At 59.9% G+C, this 21011-nt stretch carries 23 protein-coding genes and 1 riboswitch; of the genes, 14 read left to right on the forward strand and 9 right to left on the reverse strand.

The annotated features are described in order from the left end of the window. The first annotated feature begins 9 nt into the window (after window positions 1-9). On the forward strand, window positions 10-1032 hold the full coding sequence (hemH, locus tag ACM6G4_RS21015; RefSeq protein WP_414914547.1) for a ferrochelatase: 1023 nt from the start codon (window positions 10-12) through the stop codon (window positions 1030-1032). Between the two features lie 105 nt (window positions 1033-1137). On the opposite strand, the gene ACM6G4_RS21020 is transcribed toward hemH, so the two are convergent. Together ACM6G4_RS21020 and upp are read right to left on the reverse strand one after the other, a co-directional pair. After that, window positions 1138-2412: a uracil-xanthine permease family protein gene (locus ACM6G4_RS21020; protein ID WP_046041878.1), complete on the reverse strand. Its 1275-nt coding sequence runs from the start codon at window positions 2410-2412 to the stop codon at window positions 1138-1140. A gap of 2 nt (window positions 2413-2414) precedes the next feature. Further along, the gene (upp, locus tag ACM6G4_RS21025; RefSeq protein WP_056726260.1) at window positions 2415-3053 is read right to left on the reverse strand and encodes a uracil phosphoribosyltransferase; all 639 of its coding nucleotides are present in this window, start codon (window positions 3051-3053) and stop codon (window positions 2415-2417) included. A gap of 174 nt (window positions 3054-3227) precedes the next feature. Between upp and ACM6G4_RS21030 the strand changes: the two genes are divergently transcribed. The 4 genes from ACM6G4_RS21030 to ACM6G4_RS21045 all read left to right on the forward strand — a co-directional run bounded on the left by ACM6G4_RS21030 (window position 3228) and on the right by ACM6G4_RS21045 (window position 5270). Beyond that, entirely contained in the window at window positions 3228-3785 is a 558-nt protein-coding gene (locus tag ACM6G4_RS21030) for a hypoxanthine-guanine phosphoribosyltransferase (protein ID WP_008045996.1), read from the forward strand. A 3-nt stretch (window positions 3786-3788) separates the two neighbouring features. After that, window positions 3789-4262, forward strand: coding sequence for a WbuC family cupin fold metalloprotein (locus ACM6G4_RS21035; protein ID WP_414914548.1), 474 nt, complete (start codon window positions 3789-3791; stop codon window positions 4260-4262). Between the two features lie 171 nt (window positions 4263-4433). Next, window positions 4434-4919: a hypothetical protein gene (locus ACM6G4_RS21040; protein WP_056726258.1), complete on the forward strand. Its 486-nt coding sequence runs from the start codon at window positions 4434-4436 to the stop codon at window positions 4917-4919. Window positions 4920-4982: 63 nt separating this feature from the next. Then, on the forward strand, window positions 4983-5270 hold the full coding sequence (locus tag ACM6G4_RS21045; protein WP_046041883.1) for a PA4642 family protein: 288 nt from the start codon (window positions 4983-4985) through the stop codon (window positions 5268-5270). Between the two features lie 142 nt (window positions 5271-5412). Here the strand turns inward: ACM6G4_RS21045 and mqo are convergent, their stop codons facing one another. Beyond that, window positions 5413-6921 carry a malate dehydrogenase (quinone) gene (mqo, locus tag ACM6G4_RS21050; protein WP_056726257.1) on the reverse strand — a complete coding sequence of 503 codons (1509 nt, stop codon included), beginning with the start codon at window positions 6919-6921 and terminating at the stop codon, window positions 5413-5415. Window positions 6922-7659: 738 nt separating this feature from the next. Then, window positions 7660-7899 carry a hypothetical protein gene (locus tag ACM6G4_RS21055; protein ID WP_056726256.1) on the reverse strand — a complete coding sequence of 80 codons (240 nt, stop codon included), beginning with the start codon at window positions 7897-7899 and terminating at the stop codon, window positions 7660-7662. A gap of 204 nt (window positions 7900-8103) precedes the next feature. On the opposite strand from ACM6G4_RS21055, the gene ACM6G4_RS21060 reads away from it, so the two are divergent. Beyond that, entirely contained in the window at window positions 8104-8688 is a 585-nt protein-coding gene (locus ACM6G4_RS21060) for a YajG family lipoprotein (RefSeq protein ID WP_056726255.1), read from the forward strand. A gap of 121 nt (window positions 8689-8809) precedes the next feature. On the opposite strand, the gene ACM6G4_RS21065 is transcribed toward ACM6G4_RS21060, so the two are convergent. Beyond that, window positions 8810-9016 carry a hypothetical protein gene (locus ACM6G4_RS21065; protein WP_033052291.1) on the reverse strand — a complete coding sequence of 69 codons (207 nt, stop codon included), beginning with the start codon at window positions 9014-9016 and terminating at the stop codon, window positions 8810-8812. Between the two features lie 190 nt (window positions 9017-9206). Between ACM6G4_RS21065 and ACM6G4_RS21070 the strand changes: the two genes are divergently transcribed. Continuing rightward, a complete protein-coding gene (locus ACM6G4_RS21070; protein WP_056726254.1) occupies window positions 9207-9485 on the forward strand; it encodes a hypothetical protein in 279 nt (92 codons plus the stop codon). Window positions 9486-9561: 76 nt separating this feature from the next. On the opposite strand, the gene ACM6G4_RS21075 is transcribed toward ACM6G4_RS21070, so the two are convergent. Next, window positions 9562-10728: a 1-acyl-sn-glycerol-3-phosphate acyltransferase gene (locus ACM6G4_RS21075; protein WP_056726253.1), complete on the reverse strand. Its 1167-nt coding sequence runs from the start codon at window positions 10726-10728 to the stop codon at window positions 9562-9564. A 139-nt stretch (window positions 10729-10867) separates the two neighbouring features. Here ACM6G4_RS21075 and ACM6G4_RS21080 point away from each other — a divergent pair, with 139 nt between their 5' ends. The 4 genes from ACM6G4_RS21080 to ACM6G4_RS21095 all read left to right on the forward strand — a co-directional run bounded on the left by ACM6G4_RS21080 (window position 10868) and on the right by ACM6G4_RS21095 (window position 13106). Further along, a complete protein-coding gene (locus ACM6G4_RS21080; RefSeq protein ID WP_056726252.1) occupies window positions 10868-11050 on the forward strand; it encodes a CPXCG motif-containing cysteine-rich protein in 183 nt (60 codons plus the stop codon). A gap of 9 nt (window positions 11051-11059) precedes the next feature. Then, a complete protein-coding gene (locus ACM6G4_RS21085; RefSeq protein WP_056726251.1) occupies window positions 11060-11320 on the forward strand; it encodes a putative signal transducing protein in 261 nt (86 codons plus the stop codon). A 35-nt stretch (window positions 11321-11355) separates the two neighbouring features. Further along, window positions 11356-11979 carry an SOS response-associated peptidase gene (locus ACM6G4_RS21090; protein WP_160390401.1) on the forward strand — a complete coding sequence of 208 codons (624 nt, stop codon included), beginning with the start codon at window positions 11356-11358 and terminating at the stop codon, window positions 11977-11979. A gap of 308 nt (window positions 11980-12287) precedes the next feature. Continuing rightward, window positions 12288-13106: a M48 family metallopeptidase gene (locus tag ACM6G4_RS21095; protein WP_056726249.1), complete on the forward strand. Its 819-nt coding sequence runs from the start codon at window positions 12288-12290 to the stop codon at window positions 13104-13106. A 166-nt stretch (window positions 13107-13272) separates the two neighbouring features. Here the strand turns inward: ACM6G4_RS21095 and ACM6G4_RS21100 are convergent, their stop codons facing one another. The 3 genes from ACM6G4_RS21100 to ACM6G4_RS21110 all read right to left on the reverse strand — a co-directional run bounded on the left by ACM6G4_RS21100 (window position 13273) and on the right by ACM6G4_RS21110 (window position 16119). Continuing rightward, window positions 13273-13857 (reverse strand): TMEM165/GDT1 family protein, encoded by a 585-nt coding sequence (locus tag ACM6G4_RS21100; RefSeq protein WP_008016665.1) that lies wholly within the window; start codon window positions 13855-13857, stop codon window positions 13273-13275. A gap of 90 nt (window positions 13858-13947) precedes the next feature. Next, a riboswitch (yybP-ykoY riboswitch) is annotated at window positions 13948-14070 on the reverse strand. A gap of 51 nt (window positions 14071-14121) precedes the next feature. Further along, window positions 14122-15120, reverse strand: a complete 999-nt coding sequence (locus tag ACM6G4_RS21105; RefSeq protein ID WP_056726248.1) for a class I SAM-dependent methyltransferase — start codon at window positions 15118-15120, stop codon at window positions 14122-14124. A gap of 33 nt (window positions 15121-15153) precedes the next feature. Further along, entirely contained in the window at window positions 15154-16119 is a 966-nt protein-coding gene (locus tag ACM6G4_RS21110; protein WP_414914549.1) for a 2-hydroxyacid dehydrogenase, read from the reverse strand. A gap of 91 nt (window positions 16120-16210) precedes the next feature. Between ACM6G4_RS21110 and ACM6G4_RS21115 the strand changes: the two genes are divergently transcribed. The 3 genes from ACM6G4_RS21115 to ACM6G4_RS21125 all read left to right on the forward strand — a co-directional run bounded on the left by ACM6G4_RS21115 (window position 16211) and on the right by ACM6G4_RS21125 (window position 21011). Next, window positions 16211-16840 carry a LysE family translocator gene (locus tag ACM6G4_RS21115; protein ID WP_056726246.1) on the forward strand — a complete coding sequence of 210 codons (630 nt, stop codon included), beginning with the start codon at window positions 16211-16213 and terminating at the stop codon, window positions 16838-16840. A 248-nt stretch (window positions 16841-17088) separates the two neighbouring features. After that, window positions 17089-18771 carry a fatty acid--CoA ligase gene (locus ACM6G4_RS21120; protein ID WP_056726245.1) on the forward strand — a complete coding sequence of 561 codons (1683 nt, stop codon included), beginning with the start codon at window positions 17089-17091 and terminating at the stop codon, window positions 18769-18771. 338 nt (window positions 18772-19109) lie between these two features. Then, complete coding sequence (locus ACM6G4_RS21125) at window positions 19110-21011, forward strand: DUF1302 domain-containing protein (protein WP_056726244.1); 1902 nt, start codon at window positions 19110-19112, stop codon at window positions 21009-21011.

Below are 21011 nucleotides of genomic sequence, written 5' to 3' on the forward strand. Positions count from 1 at the left end.
GGACGTTGCATGACCGATCACGCGTTGCTTCTGGTCAACCTGGGTTCACCTGCCTCCACCTCGGTGGCGGATGTGCGCAGCTACCTCAATCAATTTCTGATGGACCCGTACGTGATCGACCTGCCATGGCCGGTTCGACGGCTGTTGGTGTCGCTGATCCTGATCAAGCGTCCCGAGCAGTCGGCCCATGCCTATGCCTCGATCTGGTGGGACGAGGGCTCGCCGCTGGTGGTGCTCAGCCGTCGCCTGCAACAAGCGATGATCAGTCAATGGCAGCACGGTCCGGTCGAATTGGCGATGCGTTACGGCGAGCCGTCGATTGAATCGACGCTGGTGCGCCTGGCCGCGGCGGGACACAAGCGAATCACCCTGGCCCCGCTTTATCCACAGTTCGCCGACAGCACCACGACGACGGTCATCGAGGAGGCCAGGCGCGTGGTGCGCGAGAAAAATCTCGACGTGCAGTTGTCGGTGCTCCAGCCGTTCTACGACCAACCGGAATACCTCGATGCGTTGGTGGCCACGACCCGGCCCTATCTGGAGCAGGATTTCGATCACTTGCTGATGAGCTTTCACGGCTTGCCGGAACGGCATCTGAAGAAACTCAACCCCGGTCACTGCTTCGAGGGTGGCGGTGATTGCTGCGCCAGAGCGTCGCCGGCGGTGGTCGCCACCTGTTATCGCGCCCAGTGCCTGCGTACGGCGGCAGAGTTTGCCAAGCGCATGGGGTTGCCTGAGGGCAAGTGGTCGGTGTCGTTCCAGTCGCGCCTGGGACGCGCCAAATGGATTGAACCCTATACCGAGGCGCGCCTGGATGAGTTGGCCAAAAGCGGCGTGAAAAAGATTCTGGTGATGTGCCCGGCGTTCGTTGCCGATTGCATCGAGACCCTGGAAGAAATCGGTGATCGCGGCAAGGAGCAATTCCGCGCAGCGGGGGGAGAGGACCTGGTGCTGGTGCCGTGCCTCAACGATGACCCGCATTGGGCTCGGGCATTGAGTACATTGTGCGAGCGAGCGCCGTTGGCGCTTTAAAAGCTTCGCGAGCAAGCCCGCTCCCACAGGTGGAATGCATTCCAAATGTGGGAGCGGGCTTGCTCGCGAAGAGGGTCTTTCAGTCAGCGAAGAATCCGAACCTGCTTAGATCAGCGGCTCATCCGCTTTCTTGTGCTTCCAGCTGTCATTGCCCGGCAGGATCAGGTTCAAGCCAATCGCCACCACCGCGCACAGCGCGATGCCCTTGAGGCCGAAATCGTCCGGCCCGGTGCCGGTGCCGATCAGCACGCCGCCGATCCCGAAAACCAGGGTCACCGACACAATCACCAGATTGCGCGCCTCGCCCAGATCGATCTTGTGGCGGATCAGCGTGTTCATCCCCACCGCCGCGATCGAACCGAACAACAGGCACAGAATCCCGCCCATCACCGGCACCGGAATGCTTTGCAGCAGTGCGCCGAACTTGCCGATGAACGCCAGGCTGATGGCGAAGATCGCCGCCCAGGTCATGATTTTCGGGTTGTAGTTCTTGGTCAGCATCACCGCGCCGGTCACTTCGGCGTAGGTGGTGTTGGGCGGACCGCCGAACAGACCGGCCGCCGTGGTGGCAATGCCATCGCCGAGCAGGGTGCGGTGCAGGCCGGGCTTCTTCAGGTAATCGCGACCGGTCACGCTACCCACGGCAATCACGCCGCCGATGTGTTCGATGGCCGGGGCCAGGGCCACGGGAACGATGAACAGAATCGCCTGCCAGTTGAACTCCGGCGCGGTGAAGTGCGGGATGGCGAACCAGGGTGCCGCCGCAATCTTCGCGGTATCGACCACACCGAAGTAGAACGCCATGCCAAAGCCCACCAGTACGCCGGAGATGATCGGCACCAGGCGGAAGATGCCCTTGCCGAATACCGCGACGATCAGTGTGGTCAGCAGTGCGGGCATCGAAATCATCATTGCCGTCTGGTAATGAATCAATTCACTGCCATCGCCGGCCTTGCCCATGGCCATGTTGGCGGCAATCGGCGCCATGGCCAGGCCGATCGAAATAATCACCGGACCGATTACCACCGGCGGCAGCAAGCGGTCGATGAAACCGGTGCCTTTGATCTTCACCGCGAGGCCGAGGAAGGTGTAGACGAAACCTGCCGCCATCACGCCGCCCATGGTCGCGGCCAGGCCGAATTGGCCCTTGGCGAGAATGATCGGGGTGATGAAGGCAAAGCTCGATGCCAGGAACACTGGCACCTGACGCCCGGTGACGATCTGGAACAGGATCGTCCCCAGGCCGGCCGTGAACAGCGCCACGTTCGGGTCGAGTCCGGTAATCAGCGGCATCAACACCAGGGCGCCGAAGGCCACGAACAGCATCTGTGCACCCGACAGCACCGTGCGCCAGAGCGGATCGTTGAACTCTTGCTGCATGGTCACGCGTCCTTCTGCTTGGTGCCGAAGATCTTGTCACCGGCATCGCCCAGTCCAGGGATGATGTAACCGTGTTCGTTCAGTTTCTGATCAATGGAAGCGGTGTAGATGATCACGTCCGGGTGAGCTTTCTCTACGGCGGCGATGCCTTCCGGGGCGGCAACCAGCACCATGGCGCGGATGTCGCGGCAGCCGGCCTTTTTCAGCAAGTCGATGGTGGCAACCATGGAGCTGCCGGTGGCGAGCATCGGGTCGATGATCATCGCCAGGCGTTCGTTGATTTCCGGAACCAGCTTTTCCAGGTAGGTGTGGGCCTGCAGGGTTTCTTCGTTGCGGGCAACGCCGACGGCGCTGACCTTGGCCCCCGGGATCAGGCTGAGCACGCCCTCAAGCATGCCGATGCCGGCACGCAGGATCGGCACGACAGTAATCTTCTTGCCGGCGATTTTCTCGACCGACACCGTGCCGCACCAGCCTTCGATATCGTAGGACTCCAGCGGCAGGTCTTTGGTGGCTTCATAGGTCAGCAAGGCGCCGACTTCCTGAGCGAGCTCACGGAAATTCTTGGTGCTGATGTCTGCGCGGCGCATCAGGCCAAGTTTATGACGGATCAGCGGGTGGCGGATCTCATGGATGGGCATGGGGAAAGGCTCCGGCGGCGGGCAAAAAAACCGGCCTAGATTAATCTATCCGAGGGTGTTGTCCTATAGACATACAGTACGTTAGTCCACAAACGCTTGATCTGGCCTCGCTTGATGCGTACCTTTGCCCGCTTTTCCGAATCCGTCCCTCCCCCCAAAACCTTGGAGAGCGCCATGTCCGCTGATCTCGAGCATATCCGTCAAATCATGCGAGAGGCTGACTGCCTGTACACCGAAGCTGAAGTCGAGGCGGCCATCGCCCGCGTCGGTGCGCAAATCAACGATCAACTGGCGGACAGCAACCCGGTGGTGTTCTGCGTGATGAACGGCGGGCTGATTTTCTCCGGCAAGCTGCTGACCTACCTGCACTTCCCGCTGGAAGCGTCCTACCTGCACGCCACCCGCTATCGCAACGAAACCAGCGGCGGCGACCTGTTCTGGAAAGCCAAGCCGGAAGTTTCCTTCATCGACCGTGACGTGCTGATCATCGACGACATCCTCGACGAAGGTCACACCCTGGGCGCGATCATCGACTTCTGCAAACACGCCGGTGCCCGCAAAGTGCACACCGCCGTGCTGATCGACAAAGACCACGACCGCAAGGCCCGTCCGGACCTCAAGGCCGACTTCGTCGGCCTGCCGTGCATCGATCGCTACATCTTCGGTTACGGCATGGACTACAAAGGCTACTGGCGTAACGCCAACGGGATTTTCGCCGTTAAAGGAATGTAAGACATGGATACGCCTCGCTTTCTGGATCAGACCCTGTTCGCCGAGCTGGCCGGGAAAGCCGCGGCCAGTCCTCGTGGGCGCCAGCATCACAACTTCCATCAGATGGAAGACGCCTGCCATCGCATGGCGGTGGGGTTGCAGCCGTCCACGTATATCCCGCCTCACCGGCATTTGGGCGCCAACAAGGCCGAAACCCTGTTGGTTCTCAAGGGGCGGCTGGGTGTGTTGATCTTTGACGAGACCGGCGCGGTGCTCAGCAAGACCGTGCTCCAGGCCGGTGGCGACTGTGTTGGCGTGGACCTGCCAACCGGTGTGTTCCACGGTTTGGTGGTGCTCGAGGCCGACAGCCTGATGTTCGAATGCAAGGCCGGACCTTATCGCCCGGTCGGTGAGGGTGAGCTGGCGCATTGGGCGCCACGCGAAGGCGAGCCTGGTGTTGCCGAGTATCAGGCCTGGATGCGCGCGCAGTTCGACTGATCTTTGCCCCTGTGGGAGCGGGCTTGCTCGCGAAGAGGGCGTGTCAGCCGACATCAAATTAGCTGACACACCGCTTTCGCGAGCAAGCCCGCTCCCACAGGGGTTTCTGTGCACTTGAACCACTTCCTTCAGCCCATGCTAGAGTGCTCGGCCCCGATTCCGGAGCCTGCCATGAGCCGTTCGATCCGCTGCTGCACAGCCCTGTTGCTGACCCTCAGCCTGCCCCTGGCCGCCGCGCCGGCGCCCATGCATGCGCAGTTCCTGCCGCCCGATGACTTGACCCTGCGTGACAGTGATCCCGAACAGCAGCAACTGATGCAGGTCACCGATTATTCGGTGGTGGTCGGTGCTCAGCGTCAATCCAATCAACAGCCGATTCCGGTCACGTCCCCATTAATGATTCGTCTCAAGGGCAAATCCCTCAACAAGGGTGCCACCATCAGTCAGGTGCTGATCAACTTCGATGGTGAAAGCAAAAGCCTGAAGAAGCCGGTTTACGACGAGGCGAGCAAGACCCTGACCCTCTATTACCCGCTGGCGCAATACCGGGTGGTGATCGACTTGTTGCGCAACGACACGGTGTATTGCCAGTTTCTCAGCTATGCCAATGGCCATGTCTGGGCCGATCTGCACACCGGCAGTACTCGTCCGCGTTGAGCCTTGTGCCTGCGCAGGGGTAAACTGCCCGCCCCGTGAAATGTCTGCGAGCTGGAGTCGGCAATGCGTAAAGATAAAAAACAAGTGATTGGTGACGAGATCGGCGATGAGCAGATCAAATTGTTTCTCGATTTCGAACCGGTCGACGCGACTTCTCCGTCCCTGCACAAACTGGTCAAGGCTTACCGTGGCCTGCGCATCGACGATTTCGCGCGTTTCCTGACGTTCTTCGTCGAAGCGGGTTACGACGTGAATGGCAAGGATGAGCACGGAAATGACTTCGTTGCCCTGATCAAGGATCAGCGCAACGCGCCGGATTACATCGAGCTGATCGAAAAAGCTCGCGGTTAAAGATCAAAAGATCGCAGCCTTCGGCAGCTCCTACTTTGGAACGGCGTACCTCCTGTAGGAGCTGCCGAAGGCTGCGATCTTATAAAGGCATAAAAAAACGCCCCGCTCTCAGTGAGAACGGGGCGTTTTTTATAAGGCCGAATCAAGCGTAGCTTTCGGTCTCGCTGCTGGCTTCAACCAGTTCCAGGGCCACGTTGTTCTGCGTATTGATCTTTCGATACAGCGCAGCGTCGGTTTCCAGGACCTTTTCCCGGGCCGGGAAGATTTCTGCCAGTTTGCTGGCCCATTCGCCCTTGGCTTTGCCCGGGAAGCATTTTTCGATCAGCTCAAGCATGATCGAAACGGTCACCGAGGCACCTGGCGAAGCGCCGAGCAGTGCCGCCAGGGAACCGTCCTTGGCCGCGACCAGTTCGGTACCGAATTGCAGGATGCCGCCTTTTTTCGGGTCTTTCTTGATGATCTGCACTCGTTGGCCGGCCACTTCCAGGCGCCAGTCTTCAGCTTTCGCCTCAGGGTAGAAGCGGCGCAGGGACTCCAGGCGCTGCTCCATCGACTGCATCACTTCGCTGACCAGGTACTTGGTCAGGTCCATGTTGTTTTTTGCCACGGAAAGCATCGGCCCGATGTTGCCGGCGCGAACCGACATCGGCAGGTCCATGAAGGAGCCGTGCTTGAGGAACTTGGTGGTGAAACCGGCATAAGGTCCGAACAGCAGGGACTTTTTGCCTTCGACCACGCGGGTGTCCAGGTGCGGCACGGACATTGGCGGCGAACCTACGGCAGCCTGGCTGTAGACCTTGGCCTGGTGGTGCTTGACCACTTCCGGGTTGTCGCAACGCAGCCACTGGCCGCTGATCGGGAAGCCGCCGAAGCCTTTGCTCTCTTCGATGCCCGAGGCTTGCAGCAGCGGCAGTGCCGCACCGCCCGCGCCGAGGAAGACGAATTTGGCATCGACTTCACGGGTGTTGCCGCTGTTGACGTCCTTGATGCTCACGGTCCAGCCGCCGTTGCTGCGCTTGAGGCCGGTCACGCGCTTGCAGTACTTGACCTGGGCATCGGGTGCGCTGGTCAGGTGCTTGAGCAACTGGTTGGTCAGGGCGCCGAAGTTGACGTCGGTGCCATTGATCACGCGGGTCGCGGCGAGGGTTTCGCCAGGATCGCGGCCAGGCATCATCAGCGGCATCCACTCGGCCATCTTGGCCTTGTCTTCGGTGTACTCCATGTCCGAAAAGGCGTGGTGCTTGCTCAGCACCTTGAAGCGCTCCTTGAGGAAGGACACGCCGCTGTCGCCCTGCACGAAACTCAGGTGAGGCACCGGGCTGATAAACGATTTGCACGAGCCGAACGTGCCTTTTTTGGTCAGGTACGACCAGAACTGCTTCGACACCTCGAACTGGGTGTTGATGTGCACGGCTTTCTTGATGTCGACGGTGCCATCGGCGGCCTGCGGCGTGTAGTTGAGCTCACACAGCCCGGCGTGACCGGTACCGGCGTTGTTCCACGGGTTGGAACTCTCCGCGGCACCGGAATCCATCAGCTCGACGACTTCCAGCTTGATCGCGGGGTCGAGCTCTTTGAGCAGTACTGCAAGGGTGGCACTCATGATGCCGGCCCCAACCAGTACTACGTCGACTGCTTCGTTATGCGCCATTTAACGCGTCTCCAAAATCTGCAGCACCAAATTGTCGGCATGGCTGCCAGGCGTTCCGGGGCGAGTCAGTGATGCCCCTGGATCTCATGGCAGTATCGCCATGTCCGAATCTTCGCAATTTATCGCAACTTCGACGGACGCTACCTGCCGGGCCTATGAGCCATATGAACTCATTTCGGCGCGCGGGAGGCAATTCGACTTATGGTCGATACATCCGTTTGTGCAACCAAATCCGTAGCGGACAGGCTTCAGGCTCCGGTGTTCGAGGAATACTCGGTCCTGTGTCGTTGGGCTGTTGTAGACGCTAATGGTGCATGTTCAGACGCAAAACTATTCATTTGCTCGCCACACTCTTGTGAAGTTGTGAAAACCCGTTTTTTTCACGCTCTTTTGAAGACGTGAACCTCAAAAAAGGGCTGTCCCAGCCTGGCACCGTGCCCGGATGGATTGCCGCCATGGGATACAGGGCAGGCAAAACGGGCAAACAGCTCAGTGACCGAGCGTAATGACAGCTCTGCAGATTCGCGAAAAGTGGAGGTTTTGCTCAACAAAACAGCAAGCGCGCCAGCTTCACTCGATCTGTGTGGGCGGCTCTCTGTGGGCGGTTCGGGGTGTCAATACAAGCGCATTGACGATGCTGCGAGGCCCGATCAGGAGACGTCCTTATAATCGGGGGGAGATTGTATCTAAGAAACGCAGGGAAATGGTCGTGTTTAATGACTTTTATTAGGTGTTTGGTCAGGTCGTCATCAGATGTTGTGCACGCGAGCGTGGCCGGTGCTGCCGGGAAACGACGCGGGCACCGGCAGGCAGTGGCTGATTCAGCCAGTTCAGGCGGATCTCTTCGATTTCAACCCAGCCATCGCCCATGGGCTGGAGGCTGCACTGCCTGAAGGCCTGGCAGCGGCCGTTGCGGTCGAGCAGGGCGAAGCAGCGATGCAGTGGGCGTGGCGCGAACAGAGAGATCAGATGGCGCATGGCAAAATACCGTTTGGGTGACTGCCGAGAAGGTTGCCTGCAGGCCATTACGTGCAAGTGTATGGGGGGTGACATCTGTGTGACAGGAACCGCATGAGCAAGGGTTTGTCAGAGATATCATCAAACACTGTGCGGTGCTGGTTCCCCGCAGTGGCGCACCGCTATACTGCCGGCCTGTTTGTGCCTGATTCTGGAGAGAAGAGCATGTTGCAACGCCTGTTGTTCGGTTTGATCACTGTGACCAGTTTGACCCTGGTTGGCTGCGCCCACAGCCCGCAACAACTGAACCCGGAACCCAAGTTGACGGCTCAACTGGCGCCCGTCGGCCACGGTCAGCCTGTTGTGGTGCGTGTGGTGGACGGACGTCCGTCGCCAACCCTCGGCACCCGTGGTGGCCTGTACCCGGAGACCAGCGCGATCACCGTGCAGGGCGCGCAGATCCTGCCGAAACTGCAGGCTCAGGCCGAAGCTGCCGTGCGCCTGTTGGGCTTCACCCCGACCGCCAATGCGGCGAATGCACCGCAAATCACCGTGACCCTCGCCGAGCTGAAGTATCAGTCGCCTAAAGAAGGCATGTACGTGACCGAAGCGACCATCGGCGCGACTTTCCGCTCCGATGTGCAAAACGCCAACCGTCGCTACAGCGGCCGTTACGGTGCGTCCCTGGACCAGCGCTTCGGTATGGCGCCTAACCAGGAAACCAACACCAAGCTGGTCAGCGATGTGCTCAGTGATGCGTTGACCCGCCTGTTCAAGGACCCGACCGTGGGTCAGGTTCTCGGCGAGTAATGCGAGCCATGTAGGAGCTGCCGCAGGCTGCGATCTTTTGATCTTGTTTTTAAGGTTTGGAGCCGCCGAAGATCAAAATCAAAAGATCGCAGCCTGCGGCAGCTCCTACAGGAAGAGATCGTCAGGCCGCTTGCGAGTAAAAGTCCAGCACGCTCACGCCCGTCAGCAAATCCGCCTCCGGTAAATCGGCATGCTGGTGGCCACCGAGTGCGCAATACACCAGCCAATGGCGGTCTTGAACATTGAAGGCGAGGCTGCCGACGAGGGCTTGCTGTTCTTCGCTGGGGGTGATGAGGTAAAGACGATCCTGGTTTTCGGCGTGGAGCATGACGTGATCCGTGTCGGTTTCGAGGTGCGCATGTTCGCCGATACAGATGACGAAGCCGTGACTCAGGACAGCCATTGATCAAAAGCTTCGTTATTTGTCGGAAAACGAGGGCAGCTGCGCAGGCTTTCGGTAGAATCCGCGCCGCGGTCGCCGGCCCGGCACCTGCCACCTGTTTTACTTGAGGTTCGTGATGTCGCTGCACTTGATGACGCTGTTTACCGCCCATCCCGCCAAATTGATCAATCTGCTGGCCTTGCTCTTTGCCTTCCCGGGTGGCTGGTTGCTGCACGCCACCCGTCGTCGCGAACTGCGTGCGATGGCCAGTTTGCAGGCGCAGCGCCAGAGCAGTCCCAACGCAGAGCCCACGCTGGACTGGGCGACCTTGCGCATGAACCGGTTTTTCTACATCTTCGGTTTTGCCTGCATGGGGATGGCGCTGCTGGTGTCGTGGATCAGCACTCAGGTTTGAGTAACCGCAAAACTGTGGTGAACAGATACAAAAGCGGCGCCTCGAGGGCGCCGTTTTCACATCCAGCCGATACCGCTTACAGCGGCAATCCGGCCTTCACCCGGTACTGATTGCGTACCGGCATTGCATATTGAAGCACCAGGAATGGACGATGCTCTTCAGGGCAGGCGTCCAGGCGGCGTTGCCATTCTTCCTGGGCCTTGGTCAGTTCCTCGGTCGGGAACACTTCAGCGGCTTTCGGTACCTGCAACTGCGGATCGGCGTCCTTCCACTGTGCATAAGCCAGGTAGTGCACCGGGAACAAGCGGTATCCGCTGAGGATTTGCCTGTCCATCTCGACCGCCAATTGCTTGGTGTCTTCGAACAGTTCGGTGATCGGCGCGGCAAAGTTCACATGCACCCGGCCCTTGTAGCCGGTGATGCCCTTGGCGATGCTCACGTCATCCTCGCCCGGCACCTTGGTGTAGCTGCCGGTGCTGGCGCGGATGAAAAGCTCGCGGGCCTTGGCCTGGTCGCACGGGTCGTACTCGTAGCTGATCGACACCGGGGTCAGGTTCAGCGACTGGATGACTTCACCGAACGGCTCGTCCTTGCGGCTCATGTGGAACATCTTGAGGATCGCCGATTCGGTACGGTCGTCACCGTCCTTGGCGCGGCCTTCGGCCTGGGCAATCCAGATCGAGGCGCAATCGTTGCGGATCGAATGGTTGATGTATGCCGACAATAGTTGATAAGCCGCCATTTTCTCCCGGCGTCCGCTGATCGAGCGGTGCACGATGAAGCTCTTGTTCAGACGCATCAGGTCGCTGACGAAAGGCTTTTGCAGCAGGTTGTCGCCAATGGCGATGCGCGGGGTCGGCAGGCCGGCATGGTACACGGCGTAGTTGACGAAGGCCGGGTCCATCACGATGTCGCGGTGGTTGGCGATGAACAGGTAGGCGCTGCCGGACTTGAATTGCTCCACCCCGGTATAGGTAACACCGTCGGTGGCGCGCTCGATGGTATGGTCGACGTAATGCTCGACTTTGTCCTGTAACGTGGCCACGGAGGTTATGCCGGCAAACTCACGGCGCAGCCGATGGGCTATAAGAGGTTTGAGTGCCCAGCCTAAAGCGCCGGCGAAACGCGGGAAGCGGAAGTGGGTGAGGATATCTAGAAACGCCTTGTCGCCTAGCAGTCGTGCCAGCACTGCCGGGACTTCGCTGTCGTCGTAAGGTCGGATGGCATCGAATTCGCCCATCATGCTCTCTTGTTAGAAACGGCTAGGGTAAGTAAAGGTTTTGATCGAAAACCGGCGGGGTACGGTCTGAAAAAGTAGCCAGACAAAAATAGCCCTGCAAATAGACCGGCGATTATACGCACAAGTCACCTGGGAGACCGCGATGCTGGAAACTACGCGATATGAATGTCCGTATTGTGGTGAGGAAGTCGAGACGACGCTGGACTTGTCCGGTGGTGATCAGACCTATATTGAAGACTGTCAGGTGTGCTGCCGGCCGATAACCTTCGTGTTGCAGGTTCATGAAGGGGAATGGCATCTCGAAGTGTTCAGCGAAAACGAGTGAGGAGCGTGTATGCAGCGCATCTACGACCCGGAAAACCTGATGGAAGGCGAATTGCTGCAAGGCATGCTCGCCAGCGAGGGCATCGAAGCGCATCTGATGGGCCGTGATTTGCTCGGGGGCAGCGGCGAGTTGCCGATCTATGGCCTGCTCGGGCTGTCGGTCGAGAACGACCAGGCCGAATACGCCCGCGAGCTGATCACCGCGTACAATGCCGCGCTGCCGCTGTCTGGCGATGAACCGGACAGCTTTCCCGGCACGCTGGTCTGTTAGGCTGGCGTTCGTTTGATCAAGAGTCGTGTTGCCCCATGTGTGGACGTTATGCCCTGTTTCGCTGGAACCCTGCCTTCGCGGCACTGCCCGGTTTTCCCGCCGACCAGCAGGCGCAGTGGAACATTTCCCCCAATGATTCGGTGTTGATGCTGCGGGCCGAGCCTGACGGCCAGCGCTCGCTGGCCCGCGCCCGCTGGGGCCTGACGCCACCCTGGTTGACCGATCTGTCCCGCACCCCGGCCCACGCCCGTGCCGAAACGGTTGCCGAACAGCCCATGTTTCGCCAGGCCTTGCGCGAGCGCCGCTGCCTGTTGCCGGCCAATGGTTTTTACGAATGGCGCGGCACAACGCGAAAGCGCCCGTACTGGCTGACACCGGGGGAGGGCTCGTCATTATTTTTTGCGGCAATCTGGGAGGCGTATCCGGTACAGGAGCAGGTGTGGCTGAGTACCGCCGTGATTACCCAGCCGGCGGCAAGCCAGCGGCGACCGTTGATTCTTGATGAGGCGGGGCAGGCTGCGTGGCTGGATCCCGAGACGCCGTTGCATGCACTGCAAGCCTTGCTGGCCAGTGAACCCGCCGCATTGCGCGAGCGGGTGCTGGCCAACATGGTGAATGATCCGAAGCTCAATGGGCCGGAGTGCCTCACTCCCGGTTAGTCAGGCGCCGCTACCGGCCGCGCTCGACTCATCCGCATCACCGCCCACTTCATTGGCCACCTGATCGATCTCGGCCACCTGCTTGAGCGGGCGGGTATGAGCGTGGGCAGTTGAAATGACTGTTTTTGCGTGCTGGATGTCTTAATTGAATCAAGGCGTGGCGTGATGGGCTGCGGGTTGTCGCCGTATGTGAATTTTTTCTACGGCGATGAGAGCTTTGTCCGAATTGCGCGTCTTACGTCCATTGTATCTGGCGTCGATACATTTCCACGCCTAGGATACTCGGCATGTTTTCAGGGAGTTTTTTGATGAACAAGATTTTGGTTGTCAGTGCACTGGGCGCAGCGCTTTTGCTCAGCGGTTGCCAGTCGGTCAATACCACCAGTGGCGGTGCCGTGGGGGTGGAGCGCAAGCAGTACATGTTCAGCATGTTGTCTGCGCAAGAAGTCGACCAGATGTACGCCCAGTCCTATCAGAAGACAGTGGGCGAGGCGTCCAGCAAAGGTGTGCTGGACAAGACCAGCAATGAAGCCCGGCGGGTTCAGGCGATTGCCGACCGGCTGATTGCCCAGGCGCCGAACTTCCGTCCGGACGCGGCCCAGTGGAAGTGGGAAGTCAACCTGATCAAGAGCGATGAACTCAACGCCAACTGCGGTCCTGGCGGCAAGATCATCTTTTACACCGGCCTGATCGATAAACTGAAACTGACCGACGATGAAATCGCCGCGATCATGGGCCATGAAATCGCCCACGCCCTGCGCGAGCACGGTCGTGAAGCGATGTCCAAGGCGTACGGCATGGAAATGGCCAAGCAGGGCGCCGGTGCCTTGTTGGGATTGGGGCAGGACAGCCTGGCCCTGGCCGATACCGTGGCCAACTACGGCATGACCCTGCCCAACAGCCGCGCCAATGAAAACGAGGCGGACCTGATCGGCCTGGAACTGGCCGCCCGCGCCGGTTACAACCCGAATGCCGCGATCACCCTGTGGAACAAGATGAGCAAAGTCTCGGAAGGTTCGCCACCTGAGTTCATGAGCACTCACCCGGCATCGTCGAGCCGTATTGCGGCGTTGCAGGCGGCGATTCCGAAGGTCATGCCGCTTTACGAGCAAGCCAGGAAGTCCTGATAGTCATGTGGTGAGGCTGCTGGCCTCTTCGCGAGCAAGCCCGCTCCCACAATAAACCTCCATTGACTGCAAACTTTGTGTGCACTGGAGACCCAATGTGGGAGCGGGCTTGCTCCGGGCAGCGTTCCGACGAAGAACGATAACGCGGTCTATAGACTCTATCGCGTCAAACCCACCCGCTGCTCTGCATCGCCTTGTACACCGCGACAATCGCCAGGATGAAGAACGCCGACGCCGCCAGTCGACGGATCAGGGTCAATGGCAGCTTGTCAGCGGCAAAGTTACCGGCCAATACCACGGGCACGTTGGCAATCAGCATGCCAAGGGTGGTGCCGATGATCACCAGCCACAACTCCGGATATTGCGCAGCCAGCATCACGGTCGCGATCTGCGTCTTGTCGCCGATTTCCGCCAGGAAGAACGCGATCAGCGTGGTCAGGAACGGCCCGAACTTGCGGGCGGTGCTGGCCTCGTCGTCATCCATCTTGTCCGGAACCAGGGTCCATAGCGCCGTGGCGGCGAAGCTCGCGGCGAGGATCCAGTGCAGCATCGTATCCGAGAAGAAACTGCCGACCCAGGCGCCTACCGCACCGGCGGCCGCGTGGTTGGCCAGGGTCGCGGCGACGATACCGGCAATGATCGGCCAGGGCTTGCGGAAACGGGCAGCGAGAATGAGCGCGAGCAGTTGCGTCTTGTCGCCGATTTCGGCCAAGGCAACGATTGCGGTAGGTACGAGTAGTGAATCCAGCATCAGGGGTTTTCCTAAGGGGCGGGTCGACACGGCTATGACACGTACAGCCTTCCCGCCCCGGGTAAGGTGTTCGTGTCATAGGTCTTGTCAAACCCTGCAATCCATCTGAAGTGGATGCTTGGGTCGCATGCGCCATGGTCTGAGGACCAAGTATGTTGACGCATGCCGGACGAGCGTGGCGCTCGTGGGAGACTACTCCCCTAGGACGGAGCGGATTCTGCCTAGGCAAAAACCATTCGGCAAGCCTTCATTATCAAAAGAATTTCAACCGCGTTTGGCTCGATAGATCCGGAAGCCCTGTCCTTCGGCCTTGATCGCACACACGCCAAGATGCTCTTCGATCAGCGGTTGATACTTCAGGAAACTGTTCGCCACCAAGCGCAGTTCGCCGCCGTTTTTCAGATGTTTGGCTGCTTTTCGCAGCAGGTTTTCCGTTGCGAAATAATCGGTGTGCACGCCGACATGGAACGGCGGATTGCTCAGGATCGCACTCAACCCCATCGGTGCGGCATCGATTCCGTCGCCGGTAATCACTTCGGCTTCCAGACCATTGGCAGCCAGGGTCAAGCGACTGCTGGCAGCGGCAAAGGCATCCACGTCCAGCAACGTGACCTGGTTATGCGGGTAACGACGCTTCACCGCCGCCCCCAGAACCCCGGCGCCGCAACCGAAATCGAGCAAGTGACCGCCGGGCAGTTTGTCCAGATGCTCCAGCAGCAGCGCGCTGCCGCGATCGAGGCGACCATGGCTGAACACCCCCGGCAGGCTGATGACTTTCAACGGGCCTTCGGCCAGCGGCAGTTCGTAGGTCTGCGCCAGGCTTTCCAACGGTTTGGCTTCAGGCGCGTTGGCCACGGTGACCAGCCAGAGCTGGCAGTGGCGCGCGCTGTCGAGCTTACGTGGCTTGCCGAACGGGTTGAGTTGTTTGGCGGCACCTTCGATGCCGCTTTTTTTCTCGCCGACCAGGTACAGCTCGCGGCCGGCCAGCCGCGAGGCGAGGGCGTTGAGGATGTAGTCGGTCAAGTCCTTGGCCTTGGGCAGAAACACCACCGCTGTATCGAACTCGCGCTCGGGTGCATTCACGCCAAAATGGCTGCGCTCGGCGAAGCGGGCGTCCAGCGCGGCCTGATCGCCGGCGTGCCAGCACCAGCCATGCGCTTTGGGCAGACGGCCCAGCAAGTCGTCGGCGGGCAACCCGGCCAACAACACCGAACCCTGGAATAACTCGGCCTGACGAAGCAGTACTTCACTGCGCGGATCCATAACTGCTCCCGTGGAAAAAAGTGCCGCAGTTTATCAACTGACGACCCGCAGCGCCTTACCGCTGAAGTATCCCAGTGCGTTTTCGGTGACTTGACCAACGATTCTCTGGCGCGCTTCGCGGCTGCCCCAGGCGTTGTGAGGAGTGACGATCAGGCGCGGGATGTCATGGGCCAGCAGTGGATTGCCAGTGACGGGAGGCTCCACGCTCAGCACGTCAGTGGCGGCGCCCCCCAGATGGCCGTTGCGCAAGGCGTCGGCCAGCGCCTGTTCATCAATCAATCCGCCGCGTGCGGTGTTGACCACGAACGCGCCGGCTTTCATTGAGGCCAGTTCGCGGGCGCCGATGAAGTGGCGGGTGTGCTCGTTGAGCGGGCAGTGCAGAGTCAGTGCGTCGATTTGCGGTAACAGTTCATCCAGTGGCAAGCGGTCCGGCCGGGCAGGGCGTCCGGGAATTTGCCCCAGCAGAACGCGCATGCCGAAGGCTTCAGCCAGTCGTGCGACCGCGCCGCCCAATTCGCCATGACCCAGCAGGCCAAGGGTTTTGCCTTCGAGTTCGACGATCGGGTAATCCAGCAAACAGAACTGTCTGGCCTGCTGCCAGCGGCCTTCGCCGACGGCTTTTTGATAATCGGCCAGGCGCGTGGCCAGGTTGAGCAGCAGCATGATCGTGTGCTGCGCCACCGATGGCGTGCCGTAACCCTGGCAGTTGCACACGGTGATCCCGTGAGAGCGGGCGGCGGCGAGGTCGACATTGTTGGTGCCGGTGGCGGTGATCAGGATCAGCTTGAGATCAGGGCTGGCCGCCATGGCGGCGGCATCGATCAGGATCTTGTTGCTGATGGCGACGGTGGCGCCCTTGAGGTGTTCGATGACTTGATCGGGCAAGGTCTGGGCGAACAGCTGCAATTCGCTGAAACAACTGCGCAGTGGGTTGAGGTCAAGGTCGCCAAGGTCCAGGGACGGGTGGTCGAGGAAAACGGCGCGGCGAGTGTTCGTCATCAACTGTACCTTTTGTGCATTGAACTGAAGGCGTAATCTGCCGAGCCTACCAGATGAAATAAATAGTTACGCTTGGCCTGAAGGAGCCCCCATGTACTGGACCGAGTTCTTGACCGTTGCCCTGATTCACCTGCTGGCCGTGGCCAGCCCCGGCCCGGACTTTGCCGTGGTGGTGCGCGAAAGTGTTACCCACGGTCGCCGCGCTGGCACCTGGACCGCGCTGGGTGTGGGGACGGCGATTTTCCTGCACGTGGGTTACTCACTGTTGGGGATCGGCCTGATCGTGTCCCAGTCGATCGTGCTGTTCAATGCCTTGAAATGGGCGGCCGCCGCTTACCTGCTGTACATCGGTTACAAGGCGTTGCGCGCGCAGCCGGCCAAGCCTGTGGCGGACGATCTGCACAAGGAAGCCGGGGAGCGCACCGCCCGTGGTGCCTTCACTTCGGGTTTCGTCACCAATGGTCTCAACCCGAAAGCCACCCTGTTCTTCCTGTCGCTGTTCACTGTGGTCATCAATCCGCAAACGCCACTGGCCGTGCAGGCCGGTTACGGGGTTTACCTGGCGGTGGCGACAGCGATCTGGTTCTGCCTGGTGGCGATGCTGTTCAGCCAGCAGCGCGTACGCGCCGGTTTCGCCCGCATGGGTCACTGGTTTGACCGGACCATGGGCGCGGTGCTGATTGCAATTGGCGTGAAGCTGGCTTTTACCGAGATGCATTGATTCCGTAGGAGCTGCCGCAGGCTGCGATCTTTTGATCTTCAGCATTATTGGAATCGCCTAAAGATCGCAGCCTGCGGCAGCTCCTACACCGGATCCAACTGCAATCACCAAACTTCTGTGAGAGCTGGCGCAACGCTAGTATTCATGCGGTTCTGCAAATCATTCCTTTGGCTGATTTGGCTGACCTTCAAGGGCACTACAGTGCGTACTTTCAGTCACGACCGTGCAGTCAGATTAAAGGGATTATTATGTTGCAGACTCGCGTTATCCCCCCGGCCGAAGGCGCTTACCAGTACCCGCTGTTGATCAAACGGCTGCTGATGTCCGGTGCCCGTTATGAGAAAACCCGCGAGATCATTTACCGCGACAAGTTGCGCTATAGCTACCCGACCCTGATCGAACGGGTGGCCCGCCTGGCCAACGTGCTGACAGCGGCCGGGGTCAAGCCCGGGGATGCCGTGGGTGTGATGGACTGGGACAGCCATCGCTACCTGGAATGCATGTTCGCCATCCCGATGATCGGTGCGGTGATCCACACCATCAACGTGCGCCTGTCGCCGGAACAGATCCTCTACACCATGAACCACGCCGAGGACCGCTTTGTGCTGGTCAACAGCGAGTTCGTCGGCCTCTACAAGGCCATCGAGGGGCAACTGACCACGGTCGACAAAACCCTGCTGCTGACTGACCTGCCGGAAAAAACCGCAGACCTGCCGAACCTCGTCGGCGAATACGAACAGCTGCTGGCCGCGGCGAGCCCGCAGTACGACTTCCAGGATTTCGACGAAAACTCGGTCGCGACCACGTTCTATACCACTGGTACCACCGGCAATCCCAAGGGCGTGTACTTCACCCACCGGCAACTGGTGCTGCACACCATGGGCGTGTCAACCATCATGGGCGCGATCGATAGCGTGCGCCTGCTGGGCACCAACGACGTGTACATGCCGATCACCCCGATGTTCCACGTGCACGCCTGGGGCTTGCCGTATGTGGCGACCATGCTCGGGCTCAAGCAGGTGTATCCCGGCCGCTATGACCCGGAGTACCTGGTGGAGTTGTGGCGCAAGGAGAAAGTCACGTTCTCCCATTGCGTACCGACCATTTTGCAGATGGTCCTCAATGCCAAGGCCGCGCAGGACGTCGACTTCGGCGGCTGGAAAATCGTCATCGGCGGCAGCGCCCTGAATCGCACCTTGTACGAGGCTGCCAAGGCCAAAGGCATTCAGTTGACCGCCGCCTATGGCATGTCGGAAACCGGGCCGCTGGTGTCGTGCGCGCACCTCAACGACGAATTGATGGCCGGTACCGAAGACGAACGCACCACTTACCGGATCAAGGCCGGCGTGCCGGGGCCACTGGTGGAGGCGGCGATCGTCGACACCGAGGGCAACTTCCTGCCCGCAGATGGCGAGACCCAGGGCGAACTGGTACTACGCGCGCCATGGCTGACCGAGGGTTATTTCAATGAGCCGCAGAAGGGCGCCGAGCTCTGGGCCGGAGGCTGGCTGCACACCGGTGACGTGGCGACCCTGGACAGCATGGGTGTGATCGACATTCGTGACCGGATCAAGGACGTGATCAAGACCGGTGGCGAATGGGTCTCCTCCCTGGACCTGGAAGACCTGATCAGTCGTCATGCGGCGGTACGTGAAGTAGCAGTGGTGGGGATCCCCGATCCGCAGTGGGGCGAGCGGCCGTTTGCCCTGCTGGTGCTGCGTGAAGGGCATGCAATCGGGGCACGGGAACTCAAGGAACACCTCAAGCCGTTTGTGGAGCTGGGACACTTGAGCAAGTGGGCGATTCCGAGCCAGATCGCCCTTGTTACTGAAATTCCCAAGACCAGCGTCGGCAAACTCGACAAGAAGCGCATTCGCGTCGATATCAGCGAATGGCAGGCCACCAACAGCACCTTCCTCTCGACGCTTTAAGCGTCTCCCGGCGTGCCCGAAAGGGCACGCCAGCCCCACCAAGCAAGCGCTTGGCTTGTCAAATCGAAATTTTCAGCCATCCTTGCCGTGCCGACGGGTGTCGGACTGGCGAAAGGACTGTTCCAGAGTGGCTGGCAACTGCAAATCACACTTTAGAGGGATCAAGCGCTACTACCTGCTGGCTATAGTCCGCTCAAGGATTTTTAAGAACGGGGCAACCGCACGAACAGGGGCGATGCAACTTTGGAATGACTTTGGGATGCCATGGCTCCCGGTTATCCACAACGTTTTTAGAAGTGCTCTTGCCATAAAAATAAAATGCACATGGAGTAGCGTCGATGACATCAGTTAACCAGTTCTGGCGCCGGGCGAAACTGCCCCTGGCTGTCAGTCTTGCCTCTACGCTCGCCGGGCCAGCATTCGGCGTCAGTTTCAACGTCGGTGAAATCGAAGGTCAATTCGACTCATCCCTGTCGATCGGTGCCAGTTGGTCTACCGAAAGTGCCAACAAGAACCTCATCGGTGTCAACAATGGCGGCAAGGGTCTGTCCCAGACTTCTGATGACGGTCACCTGAACTTCAAGAGCGGGGAAACCTTCTCGAAGATCTTCAAGGGCATCCATGACCTTGAACTGAAATACGGCGATACCGGTGTTTTCGTCCGTGGCAAATACTGGTACGACTTTGAACTGAAGGACGAAAGCCGTCCGTTCAAGGACATCAGCGACGAGGGCCGCAAGGAAGGCGCCAAGTCTGCCGGCGGCCAGATCCTCGACGCCTTCGTCTACCACAACTACGCCATTGCCGATCAACCAGGCTCCGTGCGTCTGGGCAAGCAGGTCGTGAGCTGGGGTGAAAGTACCTTCATCGGCGGTGGCATCAACTCGATCAACCCGATCGACGTGTCCGCGTTCCGTCGTCCGGGTGCCGAGATCAAGGAAGGCCTGATCCCGGTCAACATGTTCTATGTGTCCCAGAGCCTGACCGAAAACCTCTCGGCCGAAGCGTTCTACCAAATTGAATGGGACCAGACCGTCGTCGACAACTGCGGCACGTTCTTCTCTCAGCCGGACATCGTTGCCGACGGCTGCAACGACAACCTGCGCGTACTGGCCAAGCGCTCGCAAATTCCGGCCATTGCCTTGGGGCCGTTGGCCGCCAACGGCGTCGACGTCAACAACGAGGGTGTTCTGGTGCGTCGTGGCCCTGATCGCGATGCCCGTGACAGCGGTCAGTGGGGCGCGTCCTTCAAATACATGTTCGACCCGCTGGACACCGAGTTCGGCGCCTACTTCATGAACTACCACAGCCGTGCGCCGATCTTCAGCGCCACCGGTGCGCCGCAGTCGGTCTACAACACGGCAGCGGGGCTCCCGGGCCCGTTCGCCGCGCTGGCGCCATTGTTGGTAGCGGGTAATTCGCAGTACTTCATCGAATACCCGGAAGACATTCGCCTGTATGGCCTGAGCTTCTCCACCACCCTGCCTACCGGTACGGCGTGGAGCGGTGAGATCAGCTATCGTCCGAACGCTCCGGTGCAGCTCAACTCCACCGACATCCTGTTCTCCGGTGTCCGTCCTATAGGCAATAACAACCCGAACAACCCGTTGACCAATGCATCGCTGCTTACCGGCGTGCCAGGTCAGGACCTGCACGGGTATCGTCGCAAGGAAATCACCCAGTTCCAGACCACCCTGACGCACTTCTTCGACCAGGTCATGGGCGCCAGCCGTCTGACCCTGGTGGGCGAAGTGGGCGTGACCCACGTTGGCGGCCTGGAAAGCACTTCCGACGTTCGTTATGGCCGCGATCCGGTCTACGGTCCGGGTGAGTTGCCTGCCTCTGGCGCGCTTGATACCTGCGTGGCGCTCAACACCAGCACCATCAACGGTGCCGGCGCGGGTACGCCGACCAACAACCGCAGCCGCAACTGCACCGACGAAGGCTTCACCACGGCGACTTCGTGGGGCTATCGCGGTCGTGCCATCTGGGAATACAACGACGTGTTTGCCGGTGTGAACCTCAAGCCGAACGTTGCCTGGTCCCATGACGTGAGCGGTTACTCCCCTGGCCCTGGCGGCAACTTCGAGGAAGGCCGCAAGGCGGTGAGCCTGGGTGTCGATGCCGAGTACCAGAACACCTACACCGCGAGCCTGGCTTACACCAACTTCTTCGACGGCAGGTACACCACCGTGGATGACCGCGACTTCGTTGCGCTCAGCCTCGGCGTGAACTTCTAA

This window comes from Pseudomonas sp. IT-P258, assembly GCF_949767825.1.
GTDB classification, from domain to species: domain Bacteria; phylum Pseudomonadota; class Gammaproteobacteria; order Pseudomonadales; family Pseudomonadaceae; genus Aquipseudomonas; species Aquipseudomonas monachiensis.

Coding starts and splice junctions, on each gene's coding strand:
- ACM6G4_RS21095 (WP_056726249.1), top strand. CDS start 12,288: ATGAACAAGATTTTGGTTGTCAGTGCACTGGGCGCAGCGCTTTTGCTC.
- ACM6G4_RS21090 (WP_160390401.1), top strand. CDS start 11,356: ATGTGTGGACGTTATGCCCTGTTTCGCTGGAACCCTGCCTTCGCGGCA.
- ACM6G4_RS21020 (WP_046041878.1), bottom strand. CDS start 2,412: ATGCAGCAAGAGTTCAACGATCCGCTCTGGCGCACGGTGCTGTCGGGT.
- ACM6G4_RS21085 (WP_056726251.1), top strand. CDS start 11,060: ATGCAGCGCATCTACGACCCGGAAAACCTGATGGAAGGCGAATTGCTG.
- ACM6G4_RS21035 (WP_414914548.1), top strand. CDS start 3,789: ATGGATACGCCTCGCTTTCTGGATCAGACCCTGTTCGCCGAGCTGGCC.
- ACM6G4_RS21120 (WP_056726245.1), top strand. CDS start 17,089: ATGTTGCAGACTCGCGTTATCCCCCCGGCCGAAGGCGCTTACCAGTAC.
- ACM6G4_RS21080 (WP_056726252.1), top strand. CDS start 10,868: ATGCTGGAAACTACGCGATATGAATGTCCGTATTGTGGTGAGGAAGTC.
- ACM6G4_RS21115 (WP_056726246.1), top strand. CDS start 16,211: ATGTACTGGACCGAGTTCTTGACCGTTGCCCTGATTCACCTGCTGGCC.
- ACM6G4_RS21060 (WP_056726255.1), top strand. CDS start 8,104: ATGTTGCAACGCCTGTTGTTCGGTTTGATCACTGTGACCAGTTTGACC.
- ACM6G4_RS21075 (WP_056726253.1), bottom strand. CDS start 10,728: ATGATGGGCGAATTCGATGCCATCCGACCTTACGACGACAGCGAAGTC.
- ACM6G4_RS21040 (WP_056726258.1), top strand. CDS start 4,434: ATGAGCCGTTCGATCCGCTGCTGCACAGCCCTGTTGCTGACCCTCAGC.
- hemH (WP_414914547.1), top strand. CDS start 10: ATGACCGATCACGCGTTGCTTCTGGTCAACCTGGGTTCACCTGCCTCC.
- ACM6G4_RS21110 (WP_414914549.1), bottom strand. CDS start 16,119: ATGACGAACACTCGCCGCGCCGTTTTCCTCGACCACCCGTCCCTGGAC.
- ACM6G4_RS21065 (WP_033052291.1), bottom strand. CDS start 9,016: ATGCTCCACGCCGAAAACCAGGATCGTCTTTACCTCATCACCCCCAGC.
- ACM6G4_RS21045 (WP_046041883.1), top strand. CDS start 4,983: ATGCGTAAAGATAAAAAACAAGTGATTGGTGACGAGATCGGCGATGAG.
- ACM6G4_RS21105 (WP_056726248.1), bottom strand. CDS start 15,120: ATGGATCCGCGCAGTGAAGTACTGCTTCGTCAGGCCGAGTTATTCCAG.
- ACM6G4_RS21070 (WP_056726254.1), top strand. CDS start 9,207: ATGTCGCTGCACTTGATGACGCTGTTTACCGCCCATCCCGCCAAATTG.
- upp (WP_056726260.1), bottom strand. CDS start 3,053: ATGCCCATCCATGAGATCCGCCACCCGCTGATCCGTCATAAACTTGGC.
- ACM6G4_RS21100 (WP_008016665.1), bottom strand. CDS start 13,857: ATGCTGGATTCACTACTCGTACCTACCGCAATCGTTGCCTTGGCCGAA.
- ACM6G4_RS21125 (WP_056726244.1), top strand. CDS start 19,110: ATGACATCAGTTAACCAGTTCTGGCGCCGGGCGAAACTGCCCCTGGCT.
- mqo (WP_056726257.1), bottom strand. CDS start 6,921: ATGGCGCATAACGAAGCAGTCGACGTAGTACTGGTTGGGGCCGGCATC.
- ACM6G4_RS21055 (WP_056726256.1), bottom strand. CDS start 7,899: ATGCGCCATCTGATCTCTCTGTTCGCGCCACGCCCACTGCATCGCTGC.
- ACM6G4_RS21030 (WP_008045996.1), top strand. CDS start 3,228: ATGTCCGCTGATCTCGAGCATATCCGTCAAATCATGCGAGAGGCTGAC.